General features: G+C 55.8%; 27 protein-coding genes. 2 read left to right on the forward strand and 25 right to left on the reverse strand.

Translation table 11 applies throughout. The annotated features are described in order from the left end of the window. Positions 1 to 4: 4 nt before the first annotated feature. A complete protein-coding gene (locus NYE48_RS21005; RefSeq protein ID WP_340999859.1) occupies positions 5 to 565 on the reverse strand; it encodes a hypothetical protein in 561 nt (186 codons plus the stop codon). Positions 566 to 782: 217 nt separating this feature from the next. Here NYE48_RS21005 and NYE48_RS21010 point away from each other — a divergent pair, with 217 nt between their 5' ends. Next, a complete protein-coding gene (locus tag NYE48_RS21010) occupies positions 783 to 1,697 on the forward strand; it encodes an NAD-dependent epimerase/dehydratase family protein (protein ID WP_340999860.1) in 915 nt (304 codons plus the stop codon). Between the two features lie 74 nt (positions 1,698 to 1,771). On the opposite strand, the gene NYE48_RS21015 is transcribed toward NYE48_RS21010, so the two are convergent. From NYE48_RS21015 to NYE48_RS21025, 3 genes are read right to left on the reverse strand one after another with little or no spacing between them, the layout of a single operon-like run. Continuing rightward, complete coding sequence (locus tag NYE48_RS21015) at positions 1,772 to 2,155, reverse strand: hypothetical protein (RefSeq protein ID WP_212948092.1); 384 nt, start codon at positions 2,153 to 2,155, stop codon at positions 1,772 to 1,774. Positions 2,156 to 2,169: 14 nt separating this feature from the next. After that, positions 2,170 to 3,231, reverse strand: a complete 1,062-nt coding sequence (locus NYE48_RS21020) for a glycosyltransferase family 4 protein (protein WP_212948094.1) — start codon at positions 3,229 to 3,231, stop codon at positions 2,170 to 2,172. Positions 3,232 to 3,258: 27 nt separating this feature from the next. Further along, a complete protein-coding gene (locus tag NYE48_RS21025; protein ID WP_036714372.1) occupies positions 3,259 to 3,594 on the reverse strand; it encodes a hypothetical protein in 336 nt (111 codons plus the stop codon). A gap of 182 nt (positions 3,595 to 3,776) precedes the next feature. On the opposite strand from NYE48_RS21025, the gene NYE48_RS21030 reads away from it, so the two are divergent. Beyond that, a complete protein-coding gene (locus NYE48_RS21030; protein WP_036714370.1) occupies positions 3,777 to 4,406 on the forward strand; it encodes a DUF1796 family putative cysteine peptidase in 630 nt (209 codons plus the stop codon). A 90-nt stretch (positions 4,407 to 4,496) separates the two neighbouring features. Here NYE48_RS21030 and NYE48_RS21035 read toward each other — a convergent pair whose 3' ends face one another. The 21 genes from NYE48_RS21035 to NYE48_RS21135 form a co-directional block, all read right to left on the reverse strand. Further along, entirely contained in the window at positions 4,497 to 4,658 is a 162-nt protein-coding gene (locus tag NYE48_RS21035; protein WP_340999861.1) for a hypothetical protein, read from the reverse strand. Between the two features lie 37 nt (positions 4,659 to 4,695). After that, positions 4,696 to 5,919: a glycosyltransferase family 4 protein gene (locus NYE48_RS21040; protein WP_340999862.1), complete on the reverse strand. Its 1,224-nt coding sequence runs from the start codon at positions 5,917 to 5,919 to the stop codon at positions 4,696 to 4,698. Positions 5,920 to 6,123: 204 nt separating this feature from the next. After that, positions 6,124 to 6,456 carry a hypothetical protein gene (locus NYE48_RS21045; protein ID WP_340999863.1) on the reverse strand — a complete coding sequence of 111 codons (333 nt, stop codon included), beginning with the start codon at positions 6,454 to 6,456 and terminating at the stop codon, positions 6,124 to 6,126. 224 nt (positions 6,457 to 6,680) lie between these two features. After that, positions 6,681 to 7,394 (reverse strand): glycosyltransferase, encoded by a 714-nt coding sequence (locus NYE48_RS21050; protein WP_340999864.1) that lies wholly within the window; start codon positions 7,392 to 7,394, stop codon positions 6,681 to 6,683. Then, positions 7,391 to 8,323, reverse strand: a complete 933-nt coding sequence (locus NYE48_RS21055) for an NAD-dependent epimerase/dehydratase family protein (RefSeq protein WP_340999865.1) — start codon at positions 8,321 to 8,323, stop codon at positions 7,391 to 7,393. The genes NYE48_RS21050 and NYE48_RS21055 overlap by 4 nt, the downstream gene beginning before the upstream one ends. Then, on the reverse strand, positions 8,284 to 9,132 hold the full coding sequence (locus NYE48_RS21060; RefSeq protein ID WP_340999866.1) for an SDR family oxidoreductase: 849 nt from the start codon (positions 9,130 to 9,132) through the stop codon (positions 8,284 to 8,286). The genes NYE48_RS21055 and NYE48_RS21060 overlap by 40 nt, the downstream gene beginning before the upstream one ends. After that, positions 9,132 to 10,115, reverse strand: coding sequence for a polysaccharide biosynthesis protein (locus NYE48_RS21065; protein ID WP_339323807.1), 984 nt, complete (start codon positions 10,113 to 10,115; stop codon positions 9,132 to 9,134). Before NYE48_RS21065 ends, NYE48_RS21060 begins: the two co-directional genes overlap by 1 nt. Beyond that, a complete protein-coding gene (wecB, locus tag NYE48_RS21070; protein ID WP_212948106.1) occupies positions 10,108 to 11,199 on the reverse strand; it encodes a non-hydrolyzing UDP-N-acetylglucosamine 2-epimerase in 1,092 nt (363 codons plus the stop codon). The genes NYE48_RS21065 and wecB overlap by 8 nt, the downstream gene beginning before the upstream one ends. A 12-nt stretch (positions 11,200 to 11,211) precedes the next feature. Continuing rightward, the gene (locus tag NYE48_RS21075) at positions 11,212 to 12,630 is read right to left on the reverse strand and encodes a glycosyltransferase family 4 protein (RefSeq protein ID WP_212948108.1); all 1,419 of its coding nucleotides are present in this window, start codon (positions 12,628 to 12,630) and stop codon (positions 11,212 to 11,214) included. Positions 12,631 to 12,774: 144 nt separating this feature from the next. After that, the gene (locus tag NYE48_RS21080) at positions 12,775 to 13,911 is read right to left on the reverse strand and encodes a CgeB family protein (protein ID WP_445324033.1); all 1,137 of its coding nucleotides are present in this window, start codon (positions 13,909 to 13,911) and stop codon (positions 12,775 to 12,777) included. 89 nt (positions 13,912 to 14,000) lie between these two features. Then, positions 14,001 to 15,128: a CgeB family protein gene (locus NYE48_RS21085; protein ID WP_445324034.1), complete on the reverse strand. Its 1,128-nt coding sequence runs from the start codon at positions 15,126 to 15,128 to the stop codon at positions 14,001 to 14,003. Positions 15,129 to 15,381: 253 nt separating this feature from the next. Then, positions 15,382 to 15,741: a hypothetical protein gene (locus NYE48_RS21090; RefSeq protein WP_036714362.1), complete on the reverse strand. Its 360-nt coding sequence runs from the start codon at positions 15,739 to 15,741 to the stop codon at positions 15,382 to 15,384. A 24-nt stretch (positions 15,742 to 15,765) separates the two neighbouring features. Further along, positions 15,766 to 16,041, reverse strand: coding sequence for a hypothetical protein (locus tag NYE48_RS21095; RefSeq protein WP_036714360.1), 276 nt, complete (start codon positions 16,039 to 16,041; stop codon positions 15,766 to 15,768). Next, complete coding sequence (locus NYE48_RS21100) at positions 16,038 to 16,376, reverse strand: restriction endonuclease subunit S (RefSeq protein WP_212948113.1); 339 nt, start codon at positions 16,374 to 16,376, stop codon at positions 16,038 to 16,040. Before NYE48_RS21100 ends, NYE48_RS21095 begins: the two co-directional genes overlap by 4 nt. Before the next feature lie 30 nt (positions 16,377 to 16,406). Continuing rightward, positions 16,407 to 16,694 (reverse strand): hypothetical protein, encoded by a 288-nt coding sequence (locus tag NYE48_RS21105; RefSeq protein ID WP_036714357.1) that lies wholly within the window; start codon positions 16,692 to 16,694, stop codon positions 16,407 to 16,409. 133 nt (positions 16,695 to 16,827) lie between these two features. Then, positions 16,828 to 18,171, reverse strand: a complete 1,344-nt coding sequence (locus tag NYE48_RS21110; RefSeq protein ID WP_340999869.1) for a glycosyltransferase family 2 protein — start codon at positions 18,169 to 18,171, stop codon at positions 16,828 to 16,830. A 54-nt stretch (positions 18,172 to 18,225) separates the two neighbouring features. After that, positions 18,226 to 19,344, reverse strand: a complete 1,119-nt coding sequence (locus NYE48_RS21115) for a GT-D fold domain-containing protein (RefSeq protein WP_340999870.1) — start codon at positions 19,342 to 19,344, stop codon at positions 18,226 to 18,228. After that, complete coding sequence (locus NYE48_RS21120; RefSeq protein WP_212948117.1) at positions 19,341 to 20,072, reverse strand: sugar phosphate nucleotidyltransferase; 732 nt, start codon at positions 20,070 to 20,072, stop codon at positions 19,341 to 19,343. The genes NYE48_RS21115 and NYE48_RS21120 overlap by 4 nt, the downstream gene beginning before the upstream one ends. A 27-nt stretch (positions 20,073 to 20,099) precedes the next feature. After that, complete coding sequence (locus NYE48_RS21125) at positions 20,100 to 20,858, reverse strand: glycosyltransferase family 2 protein (protein ID WP_340999871.1); 759 nt, start codon at positions 20,856 to 20,858, stop codon at positions 20,100 to 20,102. Beyond that, positions 20,855 to 21,967, reverse strand: a complete 1,113-nt coding sequence (locus NYE48_RS21130; protein ID WP_340999872.1) for a glycosyltransferase family 2 protein — start codon at positions 21,965 to 21,967, stop codon at positions 20,855 to 20,857. The genes NYE48_RS21125 and NYE48_RS21130 overlap by 4 nt, the downstream gene beginning before the upstream one ends. 5 nt (positions 21,968 to 21,972) lie before the next feature. Continuing rightward, complete coding sequence (locus NYE48_RS21135) at positions 21,973 to 22,803, reverse strand: glycosyltransferase family 2 protein (RefSeq protein WP_340999873.1); 831 nt, start codon at positions 22,801 to 22,803, stop codon at positions 21,973 to 21,975. Positions 22,804 to 22,826: the final 23 nt, after the last annotated feature.

The following is a 22,826-nucleotide window of genomic DNA, read 5'->3' on the forward strand; positions in this document are numbered from 1 at the left end:
AGCATCAGGCCGAAGGAGCTGATTTGAGCCTGTCGACGTCCCCTTCCAGCAACTCCAAATCCTTGACAAATACAGGGTAAGCAAAAGATGCCCCCGACGGAATGATCCATACCCTGTCCGGGTCTGACGGTGCGGCTGCGATCAAATACACGGTTTCTTCCGTGTTAGCCATGCCGGCAACGGTCACGGTCGAGTCGATTATTTCATCTTTTAAATAAGAAACCGGTTGCTTTTGTGCCGCCCCTTTGGCCCAAAGCAAGTTCATCTGGGACAGCACCCGCATGGCATCGGATTCCGCTGCGGGCTTGCCGTTAAGCGACCATCCCCCTTCCCCTGCCCCATCGTTTGAATCGGTACGCTGCAGGAGCCATGACGTTCTTTTCCCCTCCCATTCGACCGCCGTCACGTCTTGCGGATCTACCCAGGCCGGAAGGGGATCGGATCGCCCGGCCGCAGAATCCGGCTTACCCGGCGCTTCGCTTTGATCAGGGAGAAAGAAATACGCAATGCCGACGATCAGAATGGCTGCAATCGCAACGATAAGCGCCAAAACCCTTTTTTTCATCTAACACCTTCCCCTTTCGCATGGCGTATTTTGCATGCATGAACGATTCGGCCCCGCCAAAAAGATGTCATTCACATATTACCCCGTTGGAAGCTTTTTACTACCTCTTTCTCCAAGATGCCCGGCGCCGGATCGAAATCGGGACAATGCCTAATGCCAATGTTGCCGCTGCCACATACGATATCTCATGATTATAGCCTTTTAAGGAGGTCATGACATGACGACGGTGGTAGTGACGGGCGGTGCCGGATTTATCGGATCGCATCTGGTACGTCATTTGATCGGTATGGGGCATCGGGTACATGTCATCGATGATTTGTCGGCCGGCAAGGCGGAGAACGTTCCTCAAGGCGCGACCTTGCATCAGGAGGATGTTCGCTTGCCTGCCGCTTTGGAGACGATCGTTGCGCTCCAGCCGGATACCGTGTTTCATCTAGCTGCCCAAGCGGATGTGCAGCATTCCATCCAGCATCCGCGGGAAGACACCGAAATCAATGTGCTTGGTACGCTGAACATGCTGGAGGCCTGCCGCCAAGGCGGAATCCGCAAATTCGTGTTTGCATCCACCTCGGGCGTTTACGGAAATCTGCAAAAGGATGTGCTGGAGGAAACGGACCCCGCCGTTCCCATCTCGTTTTACGGATTATCCAAATATGCGGCGGAGCATGATGTCCGGCTGTACGGCGAATTGTTCGATCTGGATTGGACCGTCCTGCGGTTCGCGAACGTCTACGGTCCCGGACAAACTTCGAAAGGGGAAGGCGGCGTCGTGTCCATTTTCCTGAACCAGCTCCGGCAAGGCATGCCCTTAACGGTCAATGGGGACGGGGAACAAACGAGGGATTTTATTTACGTTCAAGATGTCGTCGCCGCCCTGGCAGCGGCCCAAACGTCAGGAGAACGGAAAATCCTTCATGTCAGCACCGGCCAAGCGACCTCCGTCAATCGGTTGGTTGAGCTTCTTCGGCTGCACCATGGCCAACATACCGTTTGCGTCCATCGTCCGGACCGGGCCGGAGACATCCGCCACAGCCGCTTGTCCAATGCACGAGCCTTGGCGCATTTAAATTGGCGGCCGGCATACGGCATCGAGGAAGGACTCCAGCTGACGTACCAAAGCTATTTTCGGTAAAAGGAATGCAAAAAAAGCCGATCCCCGGCTGATGGCAGCCGGAGTCGGCTTGATCCGCATGATTCGATTCGTTTTTACGGAGTATCCACCGTTCCTTCCAAATAATACGCGGCAAGCTGCGCTTTGTGTTCGATCGAGCGGGCCGTCAGGAAAAAATGGCGCATAGCGCCGTCTCCCGCCAACACGCATTCTTCTCTCGTACGGGCCTGGGCATAGCAGGTTTCCATCGTCCAATAGATGATGGGTCCGTCCGGGGCGTCCCTCCGAATCATCAGTTCGAGCTCTCCCAGATCGCACATCGGTTTCAGCCAGGATACGTCGATATCCAAAATCACGCGGTCCCCCTCGGCGATTCCTTCCAATGTGACTCCCGTCAGGACCATCTCATCGGGACCGACCGTAAACGGCATGAAGGTTCCCGCTGCAGCCCCCACCCTGGTGTTGTATTTTGCCGTCATGCGACTTCCTCCCATCAAATATGATACAGCATATCAATAAAGCGCACGCAGTACAGATGCGGGTTGAATTCCGTTTGCACCCGTTTTAACGCGCCGCTCCGGATGTTTTCCCTCAGCGGAGCGTTATGCATCAAGTCCAGCCCTTCCTGCACGGCTTGCGCAATATTGCCTAGCGTATAATTTTTGCCGGTTTCGTTATGACGGATGCAAAGCGCGACCCCGTCGGAATTCGTCGCCAGCACCGGACAGCGGCAGCTCATGGCTTCGAGGACCGATAACGGGCCGCCTTCCACCTTGGACGTATTGCACACGAAACCGCCCGAATCGCCTATGGCCGAGAAATAATGCTGCATCTGATGGTTTGGCACGTTCGAATGCATGATTAAACGCGAATGAAGCCCCAATTGATGCACCACGGAATTGAACTGTTCGCGTTCATGGGGAATCGACAAGTTGGGGTCTTCGAAAACCCAAAGTTTCAAATCGGGCACGTAGAAAGACAGCTGATAGCCGATATGAAGGAATTCCCTCCAGTTTTTATTGTCTTCCATGCGTCCAAGCCATGCGATCACCGGGTGTTCCGGAATCGGTCCCGGCCGGTAGGTAAAGCTTTCGGAATCAAAAAAATTGGGGAAATTATACTGAGGAATATTCGGAAACAGTTCCCGAAACAAAGCGGCAATATGCGGAGTGCTCGGATTCAGCAGCGCGCTTGCGTACGTGTTCACGTAAGGAATGGCTTCGATCAGCTGCTGGCGGGCATATTCCTTGGCGCCGTACCCCTGAATTTCCAGTACGAGCTTTCCCGTATATCCCAGCTGCCTGAAGCGGGGAAAGCTTTTGTGATCCGTCGTGACGACGATGACATCGTAATTCCCGGCGGCCAGAATTCCCCGGATCTCTTCATCGTTGTTCGTAATGTACATAGGGACCCCGTCGTTATTTTGCACCCCCGCCCCCCAATGGAAGTAAAGGCAGGAAGCTTGGATTCCGTATCTGGCAAGGGCTTTGCAGCGAAGCCGATTCAACGTATCCATGCCGCCGCTCGGCACGTAAAACACAAACAGCACGTTCATGGCATCCCCTCCTTTGCGTCTTAACGGTCAGATCATTCGAAACATGTCCTCCTGGGTAAACAAAGCGACAAGGTTGCCTTGGTTGCGGACTCTAACGGTCACTGCGGTATGCGTATAATCGTTCACGTTCGTCACCAGCACCAGCTGAAAAGGCTTATGCTCCGTCATCATATGATAGAGGGGAACCGTGCTGCCCGAACCGACATGGATCAACTGAACGTAAAACAGTCCCTGTTCGCCGTAGCCATGCACAAGCATCTCAAAACCTTCCGTACCGACATTGCATATTTCAAGATCGACGGACTGGATGTACGTAGAGTCGATCGGGGCAAAAGGAGCGGCTTCGAGCCGTAATATGGACATAACCTTTCCTCCTGAAAGTCAAGTCTTAATCCTATCCTATGTGACTGCGCTCCAAGTGGAAGGGCGTTTAACGCCCGCCGCAAACCTATTCTTCCGGGAATAAGCGAGAATACAAGCGAAAGAAGCGGCTCTCGCATCTACTATATTGCGAATCGCAATTTAGGAAGAAAGGATGAAAGAATATGAGGGTTGCCGATCTCAAAGGATCCTACGACGCGATTTTCAGTTTGGGAGACTTATGCCTCGCCGCGATGAAGCTCGAAAAATTCGGCCTGCGAAATTATGCCGGTCCGATCGATTGGATGGCGACTTACAATCTATCCGACGTGAACCGCCTTTTAAGGAACCGATTCGCCCATTTTATGGTCTACAACAACCTCGTCGTTGAAGATAAAGTCAGCGAGCAGCTTTATTTGGTGCGCGACACTTATTACGATTTTCTGTCGAATCACGACTTTTTTACCCACAACAACTTCCCGCCCAATCTTGAAGCTTATCCTTACGTAAAAGCCAAATACGACCGCCGCGTGCAGCGTTTCATGGAAAAAATGCTAACCAGCCGTAAAATTTTGTTCATTCGCACGGAAGGCACGTTCGAACAAGCCAAAGAACTCCAGGAGGTTTTATCGAGTCTTGTCGCGCATGATTTTCGGGTGCTGCTGATCAACCATACCCCTGTCAACGACATCGTGGAACTGGACTGGCCGCTTGAAAAGGTCTGCTCCATCCAATTGCCGAACGCCGATAAATGGTCGGGAAATGATCACTTATGGGGACAAATTTTAAGCGGAATTCATATATCCACTCGTTGAAGAATCGATGAAGGCCGCCGATCCGGACACGTGACATGCCGAATTGGGCGGCCCTTTTTTTTGGCTCCGGATTCCTGTTTGTTCGATCGTTTAGAAAGTCAAAACCTCCAAGTCCGGAAGCGTGTAATCTTTTGGAAGCTGCTCGAAAATCCGGTTCCACACCGCATAATTGACCATCAGATCGACATGGGACGATTGCACGGCAAAAATCCGGTTATACAAATCGCCGATGACCATATAAGGCTCAGACACGTCGTCTCCTCCCTTCCGTGGCTCATGGTTCGGCCGTTTATGCTCCTGAAGCTACCCTCGCATATTCGTTCAATAGCCTGGAAATCATCTGATCGAGCGACCAGTGCTGCTGTCCCCAGCGCGCCGCATTTTGGCCGAGCATGCGCCGGTATTCATCGTTTCCTAGCAGCGTATTCAGATGCTGTGCCAGCGTAAGCGGATCTTTCACCGGGGAAACCAGTCCGGTCACGCCATGTTCCACCATCTCCGGCAGTCCTCCGGCATTCGACACGCATGCCGGCAAGCCGGCGAACTGTGCCTCCATCACCGAAAACGGCTGATTATCCTGGATGCAGGAATGGACGAAAATGTCCGATTGCAGAAGCAGGGCCGGAATATCATGGCGCTCGCCGAAAAACACCACATCATTTTGCAATGCCAGAGCTTGGGTTTGGTCCCACAGCTCCTCCCTTTTATCGCCGTCTCCGACGATCCAGCACACCCAATCCTGCTGCCTCATGCTTTTCAGGATGCTGAGCGCCGAGATCAATACATCGATCCCCTTGACGAACGACAGCCTTGCCGGACAGATGATCACCTTTTTATCCGGCGGCCGGCTGACATCCGTTCCCATATGGGCTTTATGCCAAAATTCCTGGGCATCCAGGCCGTATTGGAAAACGCTGATGCGATGTTCCGGAATGCCGAAATCGCGGACGAGCAGGTTTTTCTGCCACTGCGTCGACGTGATCGTGACGTTTCCGGACGCAGCGCCGCGAGATTCAACGGAAGGGAAATACTTCCAGGCCGGCGAATGCTCGTTGATGCCGAGCTGCGGGTTCATCCGGAAATGGTTGTGAAGTTCTCCCGTGACGGAGCCGTGAACCTGCGAAATCAACGGAACGTGTGCCGGCTTCACCCTGGCGAGCGAGCGGGCCGCAAATATATCCTGGGTGTGGATGATGTCATATTGATCCAGCCCGAAACACGCGGCCGAAAGCTCCAGCATATAGCGGTCCATCTCATAATAGTGAATGAGGGGATCCGCATGCAGCAAGGGCGCGTATTCCCTGGCCAGCTTGGTGACCACAAGCGGGCGGATCCATTCCTTGGAGATTTCGCGGCCGCGGTTAATAATATGGAATTTGGCGTAATCCGGGCTGTTTCCGAGCAGATCCACCTGATGTCCCATGGCTTCCAGCCGCTGCTGGATTTGCGTCATGTATTTCCATACTCCGCCGACATGGGGAATCAGCCAGTATGTCGCTAGCAGTATCTTCATGCCTTCTCCTTCCCATGGGATCCGGCGACGGGAGCCGGACTCATTGATGGTTTAATGGACGATGCCGACAATATACTATATTGGAAAACGATGCGGCGGGACACGACTCTTGAACCCCCTCACGCCGAATGTTCGGAAATTTCGGACAAAAAAATCACCGGAACATCAGTTCCGGTGATCCCAGTTCGTTTAAGCGCCTTTGAATTAGTCGGAGTAAGCCACGGCTTCGAAGCTTTCGGGCCCTACCCGGGTCGGAATGACCGCCAGTCCTCCAGGAATGCTGACGAAAGCCTGATAAACGACGAATCCAGGGTTCGTCGTCAACAAATCGATGCCCGTTACGGTAATGACCTCGGTCGTCAGAAGCAACGTCCCTACCGGCAGCGACTGCGTAGCGGAATAGACGAGAGTGGATACCCCGCCAACGACCCGGAAAATCGTAATGGTTATAGGGACCAGGACGGAAACGATAGCGCTCAGCGTAACGGTTGCCGTGAAATGAACGGAAAGATTCGGCCCTGCCGCGGCTGTGTTCAAGCCAAGCGTGCCGAACAAAGCGGGGGTGGAGCTTGCGGGGATGTTAACTGCGCCTGCGGTGGAGAGACGTTTTGGGAAATCTGGCTATCTATCAAACGGTTTGGCATAAGGAATTCTCCCTCCTTTCATCCATAGATTATGCTAGAGTTTCGCATCATGCATGGACGAACCATCCAGTCTATTCATACAAAACCGGAAGAAGGGAGAAGTGGTAGAATTCCATATTACCCTATAATCGACAAAATTGGATGAATCGCGTTCCGGACGCGTTCCTGCGTCATGGCATATTCCTGCCGAATGAGATCCTGATACCGAAGCGTGCCCATCGCTTCGTGCCAACGGTACCCGACCAGCGCCTCATCGAGGTACGGGAACGATATGCCTGCCTGAATCGCCCTGATCCATAAATCCAGATCATGCGTATAAGGGAGGGACTCGTTAAACAATCCGATATGGTAAAACAGTTCCTTTTTCATGATCACCGTGCAGCCGTTGACCGGATTGTTGATCAGAAAAGTGCGGTAAAAGTCCGCCGTCCCGTGAAAAGCGAAGCCGGCACGATGCTGTACGATCTGGCTTTGCCTATCGATATAATCGAAGTTGGTATGGGATATCCACGCCCCCCGTTCCAGCATAAACTGGATCTGGCGGTTGATTTTATCGTGGTAAAATATATCGTCGGAGCTGAGCCATGCGACATATTCCCCCGAAGCATACCGGATTCCGTGATTTAATGCGCTAGCGGTGCCGCCGTTGGCCTTTCCTAGATAATGGATATACGGCATGTACGGACCTAACCGGTCGGCATGCATCGTCGAACCGTCGTCGACGACGATAATTTCGATCGGCCTGTACGATTGCGTCAGCGCGCTTTGCACCGCTTGATCCACGTAAGGATCGTTGTAAAAAGGAATGACGATCGTAACAAGCGGTTTCATTTGGATACTCCCCCTCCGGTGCGGAAATATTGAAGAATGTCCGATATCGACCTCTCGATCGGAATGGACGGCTTCCAGCCGAGCGATTCCAAGCCCATGGGAACCTGCGAATCCCGCTCCTTGATGGAATCGTCCTCATCCCCCCACTCGACCGGGACATCGCTCCCCGAAGCCTTCATGAACAAAACGGCAATTTCCTCAAGCGTGCGTTCTTTGCCCGACGTGACGGTGTAGACCTCTCCCGGCGTTCCCTTTTCAAGCATGATGCCGTAAGCCCGGACGGCATCCCTGACATCCAGAAAATCGCGCCGCGAGGCTCGCGACGAAATGCGGAAAGCCTTCATCGCCTCTCCTCTTTCGCATGCCGCGATGTAGCGGCCCAGCAAAGCGCAAAAGCCCGTCGACGGCCCGGGTCCGATCAAATTCGACGGCTCCGCCAGCATGACCGGCTGCCCGAACAGGCAGCTCCAGGACATGACGGCCGCCTTCTGCAAGCTTTTGCTTAAGCTGTACGGATGGGGCGGCCGGTAAGGAGGAGTGAGGCTGAACACGGCTTTCGTTCCGGCAATCAGTACCCGGCACGCCGGAAACGGGCGAAGGGCATTCAGCAAATAAAGCGTCGGAAGCACGTTGGTTTCCATGTAGAGCAGCGGATCGGCCCAGGATTCGGGGACCGAGTTTTTCCCGCCGAGATGAAGGACATAGTCGGGAGCGATCTTCCGGGCAAGCTCGTCAAGCTTCTGCTTATCCATCAGATCGCAGGTGTAGTATCTTACCCCTTCGATGGCCGGAAGTGCCTGCGTTTGCCGCACGATGCCGGCGACCCGCATGCCGAGCCCGGCAAAATACCGGCAGGCATGGCCGCCGGTAAATCCCGAAGCTCCGGTAATCATAATGACGCGCTTGCGGAGGGAAGCTCGTTCATCCATATCTTCAACTCCTTCAGCATGTCTCGGTAATGGGGGACGGCATAATCGATGTCGGCCCGCGTCGACACCAGCGTGCGGTCCTGCACCGGCTGGTCGACAGGCAAAACCACGACGTCGCGAAGATCCCATATTTCCTGAAACAGCAGCAGCAGGTCATGTTTGCAGATCGGGACCGGGTGGGCCAGATGGATCAAACCCGACACGGAAGAATTCATGAAGCGATCGACGGCCTTCGCCAGCTCCAGCGTCGTCACGCCGTTCCACATGACGTTGCGGTAGCCGGTAACCGTTCCTTTTTGCGACATGAACCAATGCATGAGCCCGATGCCATGGCTTCGGATCTCCGGACCGATAATCGACGTCCGGATGGTCAGATGCCCTGGAGCCCGCACTTCGCCCAGCGCTTTGGTCATCGCGTACATGCTCGTTCCGTCCGGCTGGTCTTCCTCCGTATAGCCGCCCCGGGTTCCTTCGAAGACGCAGTCCGTGCTGATATGAATGAGGCGGGCACCGATCCGGTCCGCGGCCCGGCAGAGCCGGTGGGGCAAAAAGCCGTTGATATGATACGCATTGATCCGGTCTTCATCGGCATGATGGTTCAGGACGCCGATGGCATTGATCACGACATCGGGCCGGACGATGTCCAGCAGCCGGTCGACCATGCACGGTTCGGAGGCGTCAAGGTAAAGTCCCCCGGGACTTCGGGCTTCCCGGGTGGTGTAGAAGACGCGATGTTTTTCCTGACGCCGAAAGTAATGAACCAGCATATGGCCCGCCATTCCGTTTCCGCCAAGAATAAGCAATTTCATCACAGAAACCCTCCGCGCTGGAGAATGTTTTTGATCTCCTCTTTATTCATCAAGTGATGGTTGGAGCTGAAGCTGCTGAATTCTACCGGTCTGCAGTGTTTGTAACGTTCCTTGAGCTCGGGCATATGAAGCGTCGGCAGGATGACGAGGTACTCTTCGTCGTATACCACCGTCGTCATGCTTTCGAAATCGCTCATCAGGATTTCGTGGATCTTCTCTCCGGGGCGGATGCCGGATTCCACGATGCTTACGTTTTCTTTGCCGGAGGCTTCGATCAGCACCTCCGCCAGGTCCACGATTCTGCAAGCAGGCATCGTCATGACGAAGATTTCCCCGCCGTAGCTTTCCTCCGCGGCCTTGAACAGCAGTTTGATCGCGTCCGGCAGCGTCAGGAAAAACCGGGTCATCTCCATGTCCGTAATCAGCACCTGGCCTTTGCTCCGGATTTGGTCCTTGAACACGTGCACCACGGAGCCGTTTGTCCCAAGCACGTTGCCGCCGCGAACGGTAACAAAGCGGGTTTCGCTGTTGAGCAGATTCGCGTACACGACCAGCTTTTCGCCGATGGCTTTGGTCATGCCGTAAAAATTCGAAGGATTGGCCGCCTTGTCGGTCGAGATGTAAAACACTTTCTTGACCTTGTTGTCGATGGCTGCTTCGATCACGTTTTGGGTGCCGATGACGTTGGTTTTAAGCGCTTCGTACGGCTGGTCCTCGCACACCGGAACATGCTTGAGCGCGGCAAGATGGAACACGTAGTCGATGCCTTGGCAAACGGCGGTCAGCGCCTCTTTGTCACGGATGTCCCCGATCCGGAAGCTCAGGCGCTTGTCTTCGAACGTCCGGCTCATCGCCACTTGCGACGATTCGTTGCGGGAGAACACGATCACCTCCCTCGGATTTTGCATAAGCAGCTGGGCAACCAATTCATACCCCCAGGATCCGGTCCCCCCAGTCACCATAATACGTTGATTTTCAAACATGCACTTTCCCTCCAAGCAGAAATTTGACTACCTTATCCGAGACGTTTTTGGCCAAATACCCTTCCGGGCAGACCCATTCCCGGTTCAAGCTGATCATCAGGTCCGCCGCGCGCGCGATATGCTTCGCTTCAAGGCCTGATACGATGTTGCTGCCGCAGTCGACGGTTTCCGGGCGTTCGGTCGTATGCCGCATCGTGACGGTGGGGACCTGCATGATGCAGCATTCCTCCTGGACCGTTCCGCTGTCCGTCAATGCGCAGCAGGCGTGCCTTTCCAGCTTGACGAAATCGAAAAATCCGAAAGGCTCGTGGAATTCCACCAGCGGGTGCGTGCGCAAATCTTTCAGCCCCGCAATGCGGGAGGCCGTTCGCGGATGAATGCTGCAGATGAGCCGGCGGCCGTATTTTTCCGCGATCATGTTCAGCCCTTCGACGATTTGCCGCAGCCGTTCCGGATGATCCACGTTCTCCGCGCGGTGGGCCGTAACCAAAAAATATTCCTTCGGCTTCAGGGAGAGGCTGTTCAAAATGCGGCTTGCTTCGATCGAATCCTTGTAGTGCTCCATCACTTCATAGATCGGATTTCCCGTCAGCACGATGCGCGAGCTGGGAAAACCTTCGGCAAGCAAATGTTTTTTGCTCTGTTCCGTATACGGCATGTTGATCGAAGAGATCGCGTCGATGACCCGCCGGTTTTTCTCTTCGGGCACGCCCAGGTCAAAGCAGCGGTTGCCGGCTTCCATATGAACCACGGGATATCCGAGCCTTTCGGCAAGCACCGCGCACAGCGCGCTGTTGGTATCGCCAAGCAGAAGGATGGTATCGGGCTTCTCCTTATCCAGAATCCGCTCCATTTGAAGGAACATGGACGACAGCTGTTCCCCAAGCGTTGCGGCTGCATCCTGCAAAACGTAATCCGGTGAGCGCAAGCCCATCTGCTTAAAAAAAATGCCGCTCAGCCTTTCTGCAAAATTTTGCCCGGTATGCACCAGCACATGCCGCTCTGCATACCGGTCCAGCTTGGGAAGGATGAGGCTGAGGCGGATAATTTCGGGCCGGGTGCCCAAAATCGTCATGATTCTCATAGCGTCCGTCCCCTACTTTCGTTTAATGGACTTGGAGCGACGTTTGGAACGTTTGCCTGCTCCTGCCTTTCTTTGGATCCGGCGTGCTCGAACCGCGGCCGCCGGCCTTCTTGCTTTCCTTGCATGTTTCCTTCTCCTGCCCGCCCTCCTTTTTGCCGGGGCAGCTTGCCCAACCGGAGGCGGCGGAACGTTCAACGCAGGGACGCCTGCGGCGGATACGCGGCGGGAAACGTCCCCGCTCATCCAATCGGGGCATCCCCGCTGCAGCTCCTGAACGAATCCGTGAACCCGCTGCCGGTAGGTCTCCATGCCGTATGCCGTCCTCGCGGCGTTTGCGTTCATGCTTCCGGTATACTGCAGGAACTCCGGTTGATTGACCAGTTCGGATACCTTGGCCGCCAGCGCTCCATAGTCGCCCGTCGGAACCGCAAAGTGACCGTTGCCCGTATTTTTCATCAGCTCGCCGAGACCACCGGAATCGAAGGATACGACCGGCTTGCCGCAAAGCATGCCTTCCAGCGCCGTCATCCCGAAACCTTCCTGCACCATGCTCGGAACGACAAGGATATCCATGGCGCTGTAAGCCGAATGCACCGATTCCACAAATGGGATGAAGCGGAAAGAATTTCGGTGGCCGGAATCATTCACTTCCTGAACGCAGCGGTCGTAATAGGACTGGTCGGCGGGTTTCCCGATCACGACAAACCGGCAATTCGGGTACGACGCCGCCAGAATTTTCGCCATGCGGATGAACTCAAGCAGCCCCTTTTCGGGATGGATAAAAGAAGAGATATAGCCGATGCAGATATGGGAGTCCTTCAGGCGGAGAATTTTACGATAGCCGTTCCGGATCAGCATTTGGGAAGGCTGCAAAAGCTCATTGTCCGCGGACGGGGGAAGCAGCGTGATCGGTTTGGAGACCGTTCCGCGAAAGACGCGGGCCGACGCCTCCGAAATCGCGATCAGGCAATCGCTGTACTTCTCTACCACGGCCGTGGCCGCAGACGTGTATGCCGTCGTTTGCATCGTTTCGGTTATTTTCCATAAGACCGGAATGCCAAGCAATTTGGCAGCCATGGCGGGCATCACGTTCACGATGGTATTGGTGAGGACGATGTCGGGAGCCGTCTCCGCCATGCAGCGGACAACCGAAGCAAAATCCGGATGGTGCCGAAGCCCCTCCGCTTCCTGTTCGAGCCGTTCGCCGGGCTGATACATGCCAAAAAGCAAGGGGCAGGATTGGATTCGTACCGTCATGCCTTGTTTACGGGCAGAAGCCGTCAGCTTGCCTTCCTGCGGAGCGACCAGAATGCACTCGAAATAAGGCGCGATTTGAAGGCAGAACATCAGCAGGAGCTTTTCGGCCCCCGTGATGCTGCTTGTATTGCTGACATGGGAGAACAGCATCATCTTAGGCTTATACGTCATCATGGGCGTTGAGACCGCTGCAAAAAAGCACAGGGTACGATTCGCACCTCCTTTCACCCAAGTAATACAATATATTAGAAGTGAATCTGTACCGGCACGACATATGCTCCCCTCCAGATGTCCAAAAGTGGAGGGGAACCTCCCCGTTTACGGAAATACGATGGACAGCAATTGGTTCAAGCGATGGCCGTACGTATGCTCGCGGAGCGTGCGGTCCAGCGCGTTCAGGGCGATCTCCCTGCGCTCCTGCTCGTGATGGAGATAATATTGGATTTTGTCTAACAACTCTTCCGGCGAGTTGTACGTTTCGATCTCCTTGCCGGGCGTATAAAGTTTGGCAAGGTCGCTTCGGGAATCGGTGAGCTGCAGCGTGGCGCAGGCGGAAATTTCGAACGTGCGCGGATTCGGGGATGCGGCGGGAATTTTTACGGCATTGTTGTTGACGGAATCATCTTCGTGGGAACGGTGAAGATTGATGACGATTTTCGAGGCGTTGTAAGCATCCGACGTTTCCTGCGGTCCCATCCATTTATTGACTTCGATCCGGTCCCGGTAAGCGGCAAAATTGGGCAGGCGGTCCCACCAAATGCCGTTGATGAGCGTATTATACTGCATTAACCGGTCCATGATCGGACTCAGGAATTCGATCCGGTTCCAGTAAGCGGAACCGATGAAGCTGACGTCCCTGCGCTGCGGGGAAGGCGTTCTTGCCGGTTTGTAATAATCCGGAAAAGCGGCGAAAGGCAGATGATAAACCTGCTTGCAGCCAAGCTGCTGGTAATATGGAATGCAGTTGGATTCCAATGTGAATACGTAATCGTAATGGTTGACGTTTTCCGTGGTCATATCCGTGTAATACGGATCATCCGTCAGCCAGACGGCCGTTTTGATCCCTTGGCGGCGGATATCGTCCAGCTGCTCGTTTTGAACAAACATGCCGTCCAGCACGAGAACGAGGTCCGGCATCAGTTGATAAGCGATTTCGCTGACCGGCTGGCCAGGCTCAATGACGGTGACTTGGGCAACCAGCCCGCGCAGCGTCGTCGAAATGGCTTCGTCCATCGGAGAATACGGGAACCCTTTCCCCGAGGCGACGTACAGGACGTGAAGCTGGCGGAAAGGGAACGATTCCGTGTGGCTTTTGACGATATAGTCGGCCCGGCCCTTTAAATATCCCTCTTCGTATCCCCCCGAATACCCCGCCTCGCGTCCGCGCGCCCGCGCTTCTTCAGCCGGACTCGGCTGATAGTGGTGCACCATTTTCCGGTGTTTTACGATTGACATGTGACAACCCGCTCCTCTTTCTTTTTTTTTCGACAATCTCCAGACCTATCGACTTCGGGGTTCGGTGCCCCGTCTTTGAATAAGTTGGGTTAAACATGCTCCAGCAGCGTTTTGATTCTCGAAACGAAGGAATGCTCTTTTCGCGTCGTCCATAAACCGCGCCATGCCAATTGTAAGCGCTCGTCGTCATGTGCCAGGTAATGGCTGATTTTGTCCTGCAGCTCTTTGACCGAACCGAAGGTTTCGATGTCGTAGCCCGGCCGGTAATGCGAATGCGTATCCTCCCGGATGTCCGTAATTTGCATCGTGCCGCAGGCGCTGATTTCGTACGTGCGCGGATTGATGGATTTGGCGCGGATGCGGTGGGTGTTCCGGTTGTCCTGCCCATACTCGTCCGGGCGATGGATATTGATGACGATTTTTGCCCCGTTGTAATAGTTCACGGTCTCCTCCGGCGGAATGAACCCCAGGTGCAGGAACCGCCCGAGGATTCGGGTCTCCTTCAGCCTTTCCCAAAAACCGCCGGCGATCAGCACCTTTTTGTCTTCCAAAAACGGGGCCATTTCGTCGAAGATCGCGACCCTGTTCCAAAAGGCGTTGCCGATAAAGCAAATGTCGTACAAATGCTGGGGGGCCGGACGTTGGGGCTTGAACATGGCGGTGTTGACGGCCAAGGGCAAATAATGCACCTTCGCCGCGCCAAGTCCGCGGTAAAACGGGACGCAGCTGAGTTCATGGGTAAACACGATATCGTAGCCCGTGCACATGGGGGCCGTATCTTCCGTAAAATACGGATCATCCACGAACCAAATTGCCGTTTTGATCCCCATCCCCCGGATTCTGGCCACATCCTCCAGGTGATTGTCGGGGAATATGTGCAGCCCGTTCATGACAAGGACGAGATCGGGCCGTTCCTTGACGGCCAGCTCCAGCATTTTCGGGGCTTCCCCGACGATGCATTCCTTTACCAGGCTGCGAAGCGCCGACGCAACTCCCTGATCAATGGCATGAAAGCCTTGGGGAACGTAAAGTATTTTCATATCCCGGAAATAGGGCGGCGGCGGCGGGACTCTTTTCTCGACGGCTTGACAAATGCCGAGCCGGTAGCCGGCACCGTAACCGCTTCGGTAACCTTCGCTTTGTTCTGCAACATTTTTTTCCACAGCTCTCACCCTGCCTGTCGTAAAATAAGGTAGAATTCCGGCCGCATATAACATGCGGGAAAAGTGTTCCTATTTGCAGCTGATCTAAGCCGGCTCGGCATTCGCCGAAGGCTTATATCATTCTATAATGATAAATATATGCGGAAGAGGCACATGCATCATGGACGGCTGCCTTTCGGGCGGGAAATTGGCGCGTATCACGTTTTAAGGGCGCGAAAAAGCCTTCAACCCCATAGGTTTCCCATGGAGCGAAGGCTTGACTGTGTTCCTATCCCTGCTAATTTATTTCAGGATTTTGGCCAAATCCTCATTTCGATTGATAAGCGAGCTGATGCCCGTCTTCATAACCTTTGGCGAATCCGGCATTAAAACCTTCGTTGTAAGCTTCGTCGTATCCTTCGTTATAAGCGACGTCCGGCGATTGCGGCAGCGAGCCCTGCTCTACCGGAGCCGGAAGGACGGGGTTACCCCACCCGCGTCTGCGCTTCCTGCGAAGGGCGCCAAGCCGGGAAAGCCGTCCTTTTCTGCCCTTGACAAGCCGGCGCGGCCTGGTTTTGTTCGCACGGAGCCTTCCCGTTCTTTGCACTCGGGCCTTTCGGGCAACGAGAAGCTTCCGCCTCCGGGTGCCGGATCTCGCGGACCGGGAAACACGTTTCTTGGTCTTCATCCGTTATTCCTCCTGTTAGTTCGGTCATCGTGCATGCGGCAGTCGGGATGCGTTTAACCAGGGCGGCGCAGGAGTACCGCTGCGGGGGTGGCATAACGTGATTCCTTGCAGCATCTCGCACATGGCGGCTTGATACTGCGTGAGAAGACGGATGTTTTCGCTCAAACTCCGCGCGGACAATTCCGAATGGGAGGAAATATCCGCAATGCTGCCGAGAATCCGGGCAAGCGCCTGCTGGCTGCGCGCGATGGAGGCGATCAGCTCAAGCTTTGCTTCCTGTTCTCTCACGAAAAGACTCATTTTTCGATGTCTCCCATATCGAATCCCGGGCCGAACATGCCGTCCTCGCCGCCGAAGCCTCCTTCATCCTGAACGAGCACGGCTTTCAAATTGCTGCAAAGCCCGTTTTCGAGTTTGGTCAAACCTTCGAGCAGCTCGACGATTTGGCCGTGAATTTGCAGCGGTTCGTTAAGCTGATGATCATGCGTTTCAAATGCATCCGGGGTCAAGTGGTTGATCGCCCAGTTCCGGACTTTCTCCGCCTCAACCGCCTTAGCCTCCAAAATCATCGCAATGTTCCACTGAATTTTGGATGCGGCGTCCAGCATATGCAAAAATGCCTGCTCCCTGCTCATCTGCAGCACTCTCCTATATCAAGTCTCCAATTACTCTTCCTCATTGCTGCCGAGCTCTTTCACGACATGATTCAGAGTCTCCGCGAGCGCTTCCTGAAGATCCGCGATACTTCCCAGATAGGCGATGATGCTCTTATTGATTTGCCCGGAGTTCTCGATCAATCCGCTAATCCCGTCGAATTCGGGATCGGCGTCCGGAAGGTCGTGAATGATCTGGGACATCCGGACGGCCATTTGCCGCTCGGCATCCAGAACCCTGGCCATCTGTTGATGGGAATGGGACATATGGATTAACATTTCATCGATTTTATTCTGCATGGTCGATTCCTCCTGTAGATGTTCCGCGAAAAGCCGCGAAGGCCCGCCCCTCCTGATCCGCTTCTGCCTGCTATATCTTATGCCGGCCGCCTACATACAGTTACGGGTAACCCGGCCCGCAGTCAGAAATTTATTACAGCACGGGATTTTCGAGCACCGGGGGAGCGATGATCGGCAATCCGCGGGGGATCAAGCGCAGCTTTTCAGGCGGGAGATGAACGATGTTCCGCTCTTTCAGGTTCCAGCGCTTCAGGGCATAGTCCGAAACGAAGGGCCGAACCGAACCTTGGCGCCACTGATAGACGGTTCCGTCGCCGCAGCTGACGATTTGCCCGTCGCTCAGCCCGCCTTCGGCGGGCCTAAGCAAAGCCAGCATCTCCTGTTCCCCCATCGGCGCCTCTGCCGCCGGGATGCTGCGGAGATCCAGCCTGGACAACACAACCGACCGGATTCCCGCCTTCTCTTCCATCCCGTTGCACGGATGTTTTTTGCCTTCGCAGAGAACATACTGACGCCCCCCTTGATCCCGGATCAGCACTTGGGTGGGGAAAAAGTCGGCGGGCGAGCCGCAAGGCTCAGCCTCCCCGTCGGCACCGCGGTATCCAAGCTGCCGTGCCTCCTCTACCCACGCATGGGGATTCCCCCATTTCTCCGCATAATACCGCTCGTTGTATCCTTGAACCGTTTCGAACCGTTCCCGTCCCAGATTCTTCATGCTGACGCTGCCGAAATGATGGATGAACGCGTCGCCCGCAATGACGAGCTTAAGGCCGCACAGCCGGATCCGGATCATCCAGTCGTCATCCTCGTAATTTCCGACGCGGAAGCCTTCATCGAAATAACCGACCCGCTCCAGCAGTTCCTTCCGGAAAAGCACGCAAAATCCGACGATCCTGTCGGTTTGCCGCCATTTGGACGCATCCGGCCGGCAGAAGGCAGCCGCGAACTCCCACATCTGCTCCACGTCGTTATACGGCACCGGGATCTGCTGCTCGCCGCTGATGTAATTCGTCACCGGTCCTACGGCGCCGATTCGGGGGTCGCTTTCCAGGCAGCGCAGCATATGGGTAAGCCAGCCGCCCGTGACCAGCGTATCGTTGTTCAAAATGACGATGGTGTCGCCTTTGGCCATCATGAGCCCTTGATTCACGCCGCCGGCGAACCCCCGGTTCGTTTCCAAACGTTTGTACCGCAGCCGGCCCGCTTTTCGATTCAAGTAGGCTTCCGTCCCGTCCGTCGAACCGTTATCGACGACGATGATTTCGTATGGTTCGGCCGTGTGCGTTTCGATGCTGTCGATGCAGCGGGACAGGTAATCCAGCTGGTTATAGCTGGGAATGACGATGCTTGTGCCGTGGAACGGGCGTCCGAACGCTTCTCGGCCTTGGGCAAGCCCCTGTTCGTAGCCCCGCTCGAACCCGGCTTGGTAACGCAGGGCGGCATCCTTCGCCCGGACGCCGGTTTTTTTCCTGTTCATAGATCAACCCTCCTCGCCTGGCATGATGTCCGCCGGTGCCGGGCACCGGCCGTCTTACGATGCGTCGTCATCGTAGGTCAGCTCGCCGGAAATGAGCTTATCGGCCAAATGGCCGAAATCGAGCGCTACTTTGCCAAGCTCCGCGGCGATGGTTTGGCAGATCACGACCGCGGGAATCCCGCTTGCGACCAGCGCGATATCGAACGTATGCTGCGCCGTCGCCGCAAGCGCGCCAGGAACGTCCCTGAACCCGTTGACGGGGGCGACCGTCCCCGTAATATGCACGCCTGAGGCGGAAAGGACTTCAGCCAACGGTTCTGCCTTGTTGCCGATGACCAGCACTTGCCTGTTTCGCAGCAGCGGTTGAAGCAGCCTGTGCTCGTGAAGCGCATAATTTATGGTTGAGATGGTGAAACGATGCGGGTCATGGCCGATGCCGTAATAACGGAGTACCGGAAACAGCAGGCCCTGATACGTAGGCAACCGCGACGCCGGAATGCCGATGATGTCCGCTCCCCGGACGGCTTCCGCCAGCCGCTCCCTCGCCTCGTAATCCGGGAGGGTGATCCCGGCGCGGGTCAGGAACGGCCCCGCCGCCTTGGCATGCGCCAGCGGAAGCACGGTGTCGTGGGCCAAAGCAAGCAGTTCCCCGTCCCCCAGCCGAACGACCGACAACGGTTTTTTTAAGGCTAACGATTGTTCGAGGCGAACATGAACCTCCTCCGGTTTCAACAACGGCTGAAGCCGGGGCAAAAAACGCTGTAATCCAGCCTCCATCACCTCTTTGGCCGAGACGCCCGGGAGAATCGTGTACGGCGGAAGCAGCGACGCCATCTCCTCTTCCGCTCCGGTCGCGGCGCCCGCCTTGTAACCTGCGTCAAATCCTTTGGCATACGCCGACTCTTCGGCTTGGTCCGTTCGCGAATCCCGAATCTCTCCCGTGTCGGGCAAGTTGAGTTCTTGAGTGTGCGCTGCTGAAAAATCGGCCATTCGCCTGCGCCGATGAGAGACCGGGGCCGCTTTTCTCCAGGGGCTGCGTCCGCGTCTTGCATGCCGCTTGCCGGATCGGGCGGCCGCCCGTACGCCGTTTCTTCGCCTTTTGGCGCTCCTGACAAGAGCAGCCTTCTTCCGTAAAGGAACGAAGGCTGCCGTGGTATGATATGGCCGTGTCATGGAATCATCCCCTTCATGCGCCGCCCGGCTTCCTGCAGCGATTCGAAGGTGCCTGCGTCGCTCCACCATTTTTGGAGAATGTCGTATTCCAACTTTCCTTCCGCTGCATACACGTTATTCACATCCGTAATTTCAAGCTCCCCGCGTTCCGAGGGATGAATTTGCGAGATGATATCGAATACGGCCGTATCGTACATATATATTCCGGTGACGCAATAAGAGGACTTGGGCTGCGCGGGCTTTTCTTCGATTTTGGCGATCAGTTCCTTGTTTTTTTCGTCGAAAACGGGGACTCCGTAACGTCTCGCATCTTTCACCTGCTTTAAGAGGACTTTGGCCGTTCCCTCCGGCTGGCGAACAAAACCGTCAACGAACGGCTTCAAATCATCCATAAACAGATTGTCGCCGAGCAGCACGACAAAACGTTCTCCTTCCGCCACAAATCCCCGGGCCAATTCCAACGCCTCGGCGATGCCGCCCGCCTCTTCTTGAATCCGGTAGGTGAGATGGACCCCGAATTCCTTGCCGCTGCCCAAAAAGTCCGTGTACAACCCGGCGGACTGCTTGCCTATCACCATCAATATATCGGTAATCCCTGCTTGGCGAAGCCTCTCCAAGCCGTAGAGGATCATCGGGTACTTCCCTACCGGAAGCAAATGCTTGTTGATCAGCCGGGTCAGCGGGTACAATCTGGTTCCTGTGCCGCCTGCCAATACGACGCCTTTCACTGCACTTTCCCTCCTTCGGGTTCGGTTTTAGTGTTCTTCGATAAACTGGCGCGGATCAAAATGCCATTTTTCGATAAACAACCGGTAATTTCGTTCGATCAATGCCTGCAGCTGCTCCGGCTGCGCTTGTCTGAAGCTGACGCTTCCCCGGTGATGCACGAGCACGTCCCCGCAAATCAGCAAACGGTAGCCCGCAAGCCGGGCCCGGTGACAATAATCGTCGTCTTCATAGTGGCCGGGGGAAAACGCTTCGTCAAAATAGCCGATCCGGTTCACCACTTCCCTCTTGATAAGCAGGCACATGCCGATGATCCGCTTTACTTCGAGCCAACGCCCCGGATCCGGACGGTTGTTTTCGAAGGCGATCCGCTGAAATTCGGACAGGTCCTGAAAGGCAATCTCCACCTTTTGAATGCCGCTTGCCTCGTTGGTGACCGGCCCGACGAGCCCGATGTCCGGGCGGCTGTCGGCGGCGGCAAGCAAATTGCCGAGCCAGTTTTTCGTAACGGTCACGTCGTTGTTCAACAGGAGGAGATACTCCCCGCGGGCTGCCTTCATCCCGAGATTGCAAGCCTTGGGAAATCCTTCGTTGGCCGGCAGGGATATAAAAACGACGCCTTCCCGGACGCAATATTCATCCGTGCCGTCGGTGGACGCGTTATCCACGACGATAATTTCGTAAGGAACATCGGTGTATTCGCGGATCGACTCGATGCACGAGACGAGCATATCCAAGCCGTTGAAGGTGGGAATGATAATGCTGGTCAAACCCCGTTTCCTTTTCACATCGCATTCCTCCGCATCGCGACGTCCTTGCGGGACAAAGGAGGCTTCAGGCCGGAAACTCCCCTCCGTCTCAGCACTTCTCCAAGCGCTTCCGCATGGTCGCCGATAATCATGCCTGCAACGCTGTTGCCCCTGCCCGTGTTGCCTGCCCGCCTCCGGTTGCCCGAAAAGACGTCTACGGCATGCACCGCCTCCACGCGGTACCCTTCAAGCACCGCTATCGCTTGCGCTTTCGGCGGAACGGACAAATGGCGTAGATCCAACTGCCGGAGAAGCCGCCCGGACAGGGCATGCGGCACGGCGGTCATGGAATTTGCGCCCAAATCCCCCCGGGAAAGAACGGCATTCAAAAAGCTTTTGCAGCGCGTGACCTCATCCTGATCGGCGAACAAGGGCAAAAATCCGTTAAGGTCATTCAAGGCCACGTCGCACCCTGCGTCAACGGCATATAAAAAGGGCGCCAGATCCTCCGCGGCGATGGCCATGTCCCCGTCGCAGAACAACACGATGTCCGCTTCGGCGAGCTTGGCGCCGAGGCTCCGGCCTACGTCGTGCCCCAACAGGTCCGGATAATACGCGACCGTTACCCGGCGGTGCTTCCGGGCAAGCGCGTAACTGCGGTCCCGGCATCCGTTCAGCACGACGATGATCTGCCGGAGCGGCAGCCTTTCCAGCTCGCGCAGCACGGCATCGATGCTGTCCTCCTCGCTGCTCGCGCACACCACCGCAGCCGCGCTGCCGCGCAGCGGAAGCGGAATCCCCCTGTCCTTGCGCCCGGCGGCATCGGAGTACCCTTGAGCGTAAGCTTCCGACAAACGTTTCATTCTGGCGTAACCCGGTTTTTCTTTTATGCTTTCGTTCATCCATTCCGCAAACGATTGCTGAAGCGCGGAAGCATGGAACGCCGAGGCTCCGGAATCCGGCGGGGCGGCGTTTCCGGCTTCCCATCCGGCGCTCGCCGCGCGGCGCAGCCACGGGTCCCTCCAGGTTCCTCCGCGGTAAACCGATGAACGCTTTTTCGTTGTTGATACGCGATGTTTCCTTTCGGGGCGGCGGGACCGCCCGCTATTCCGGCGTTTTCTTGCCGACCGGCCCGTTCCTGCACCCATACCCTTCACCTCCCCACCCTGTCTCTATCCCGGCCCAGATCGGTGAATCCTGCCCTGGAATCCGTATGGGATATATACCATTCCATCGCCCGCAAATGGTCGTCGATGACGACCTGCTGCAGCAGATCCTGCCCGTTATGTTTGCCCCTGCGCCGGTTCATCCTTCCGACAGGAACCTCGTGAACGGCAGCTACCTTAAGGCCGCTCCGTACGGCGATCGCCTGGGCAAGCGGGGGGACGGAAAGATTGCTTGTTTCGATGCAATCGGCGGCTTTGCGGCTGATCGCATGCGGAACGGTGGTCATCGAGGCTCCGGACAAATCGGGGCGCCCCAAAAACGTGTTCAGCGTATGCTTGGCTAATACGACGGGATGGGGGTGTCGCAGGCGGATCGGCCCGCCGTAACGGTTCAACGCGACATCCGTCCCGTTTAACACCGCGGACACAAACGGTTTAAGATCCGAACCGCCGATCCTGATGTCGGCATCGACAAACAACAACGCCCGACCCGCGGCCGCGGCGGCGCCAACGGCCCGGCCCGCGTCGTGTCCAAGCGGCTCGTCGTAATGCAGGACCCGGGCTCCCATCGCTGCGGCAATCTCCTCCGTTCGGTCGGTACAACCGTTAGCGACGACGATCACTTCGCAGGACTCGTGGACTTTCCAGGCTTCCCTGATGACGTGGCCGATTGTCCTTTCCTCGTTCATTGCCGGGATAATGACCGATACGACCGGGCTCCCGCATGTCCTGCGCGCCAAAAAGCTTGCAACGGTGCGGTTGCTTCTCCTCCGCCGCGACCGATTTGTAGTTCGTATTCGTCCAGATGGCTTGTGCATGCGGGCATACTCCCCCCTGTTCG

This window comes from Paenibacillus sp. FSL M7-1455 (assembly GCF_038004655.1).
Lineage (GTDB): Bacteria > Bacillota > Bacilli > Paenibacillales > Paenibacillaceae > Paenibacillus_AQ > Paenibacillus_AQ cookii.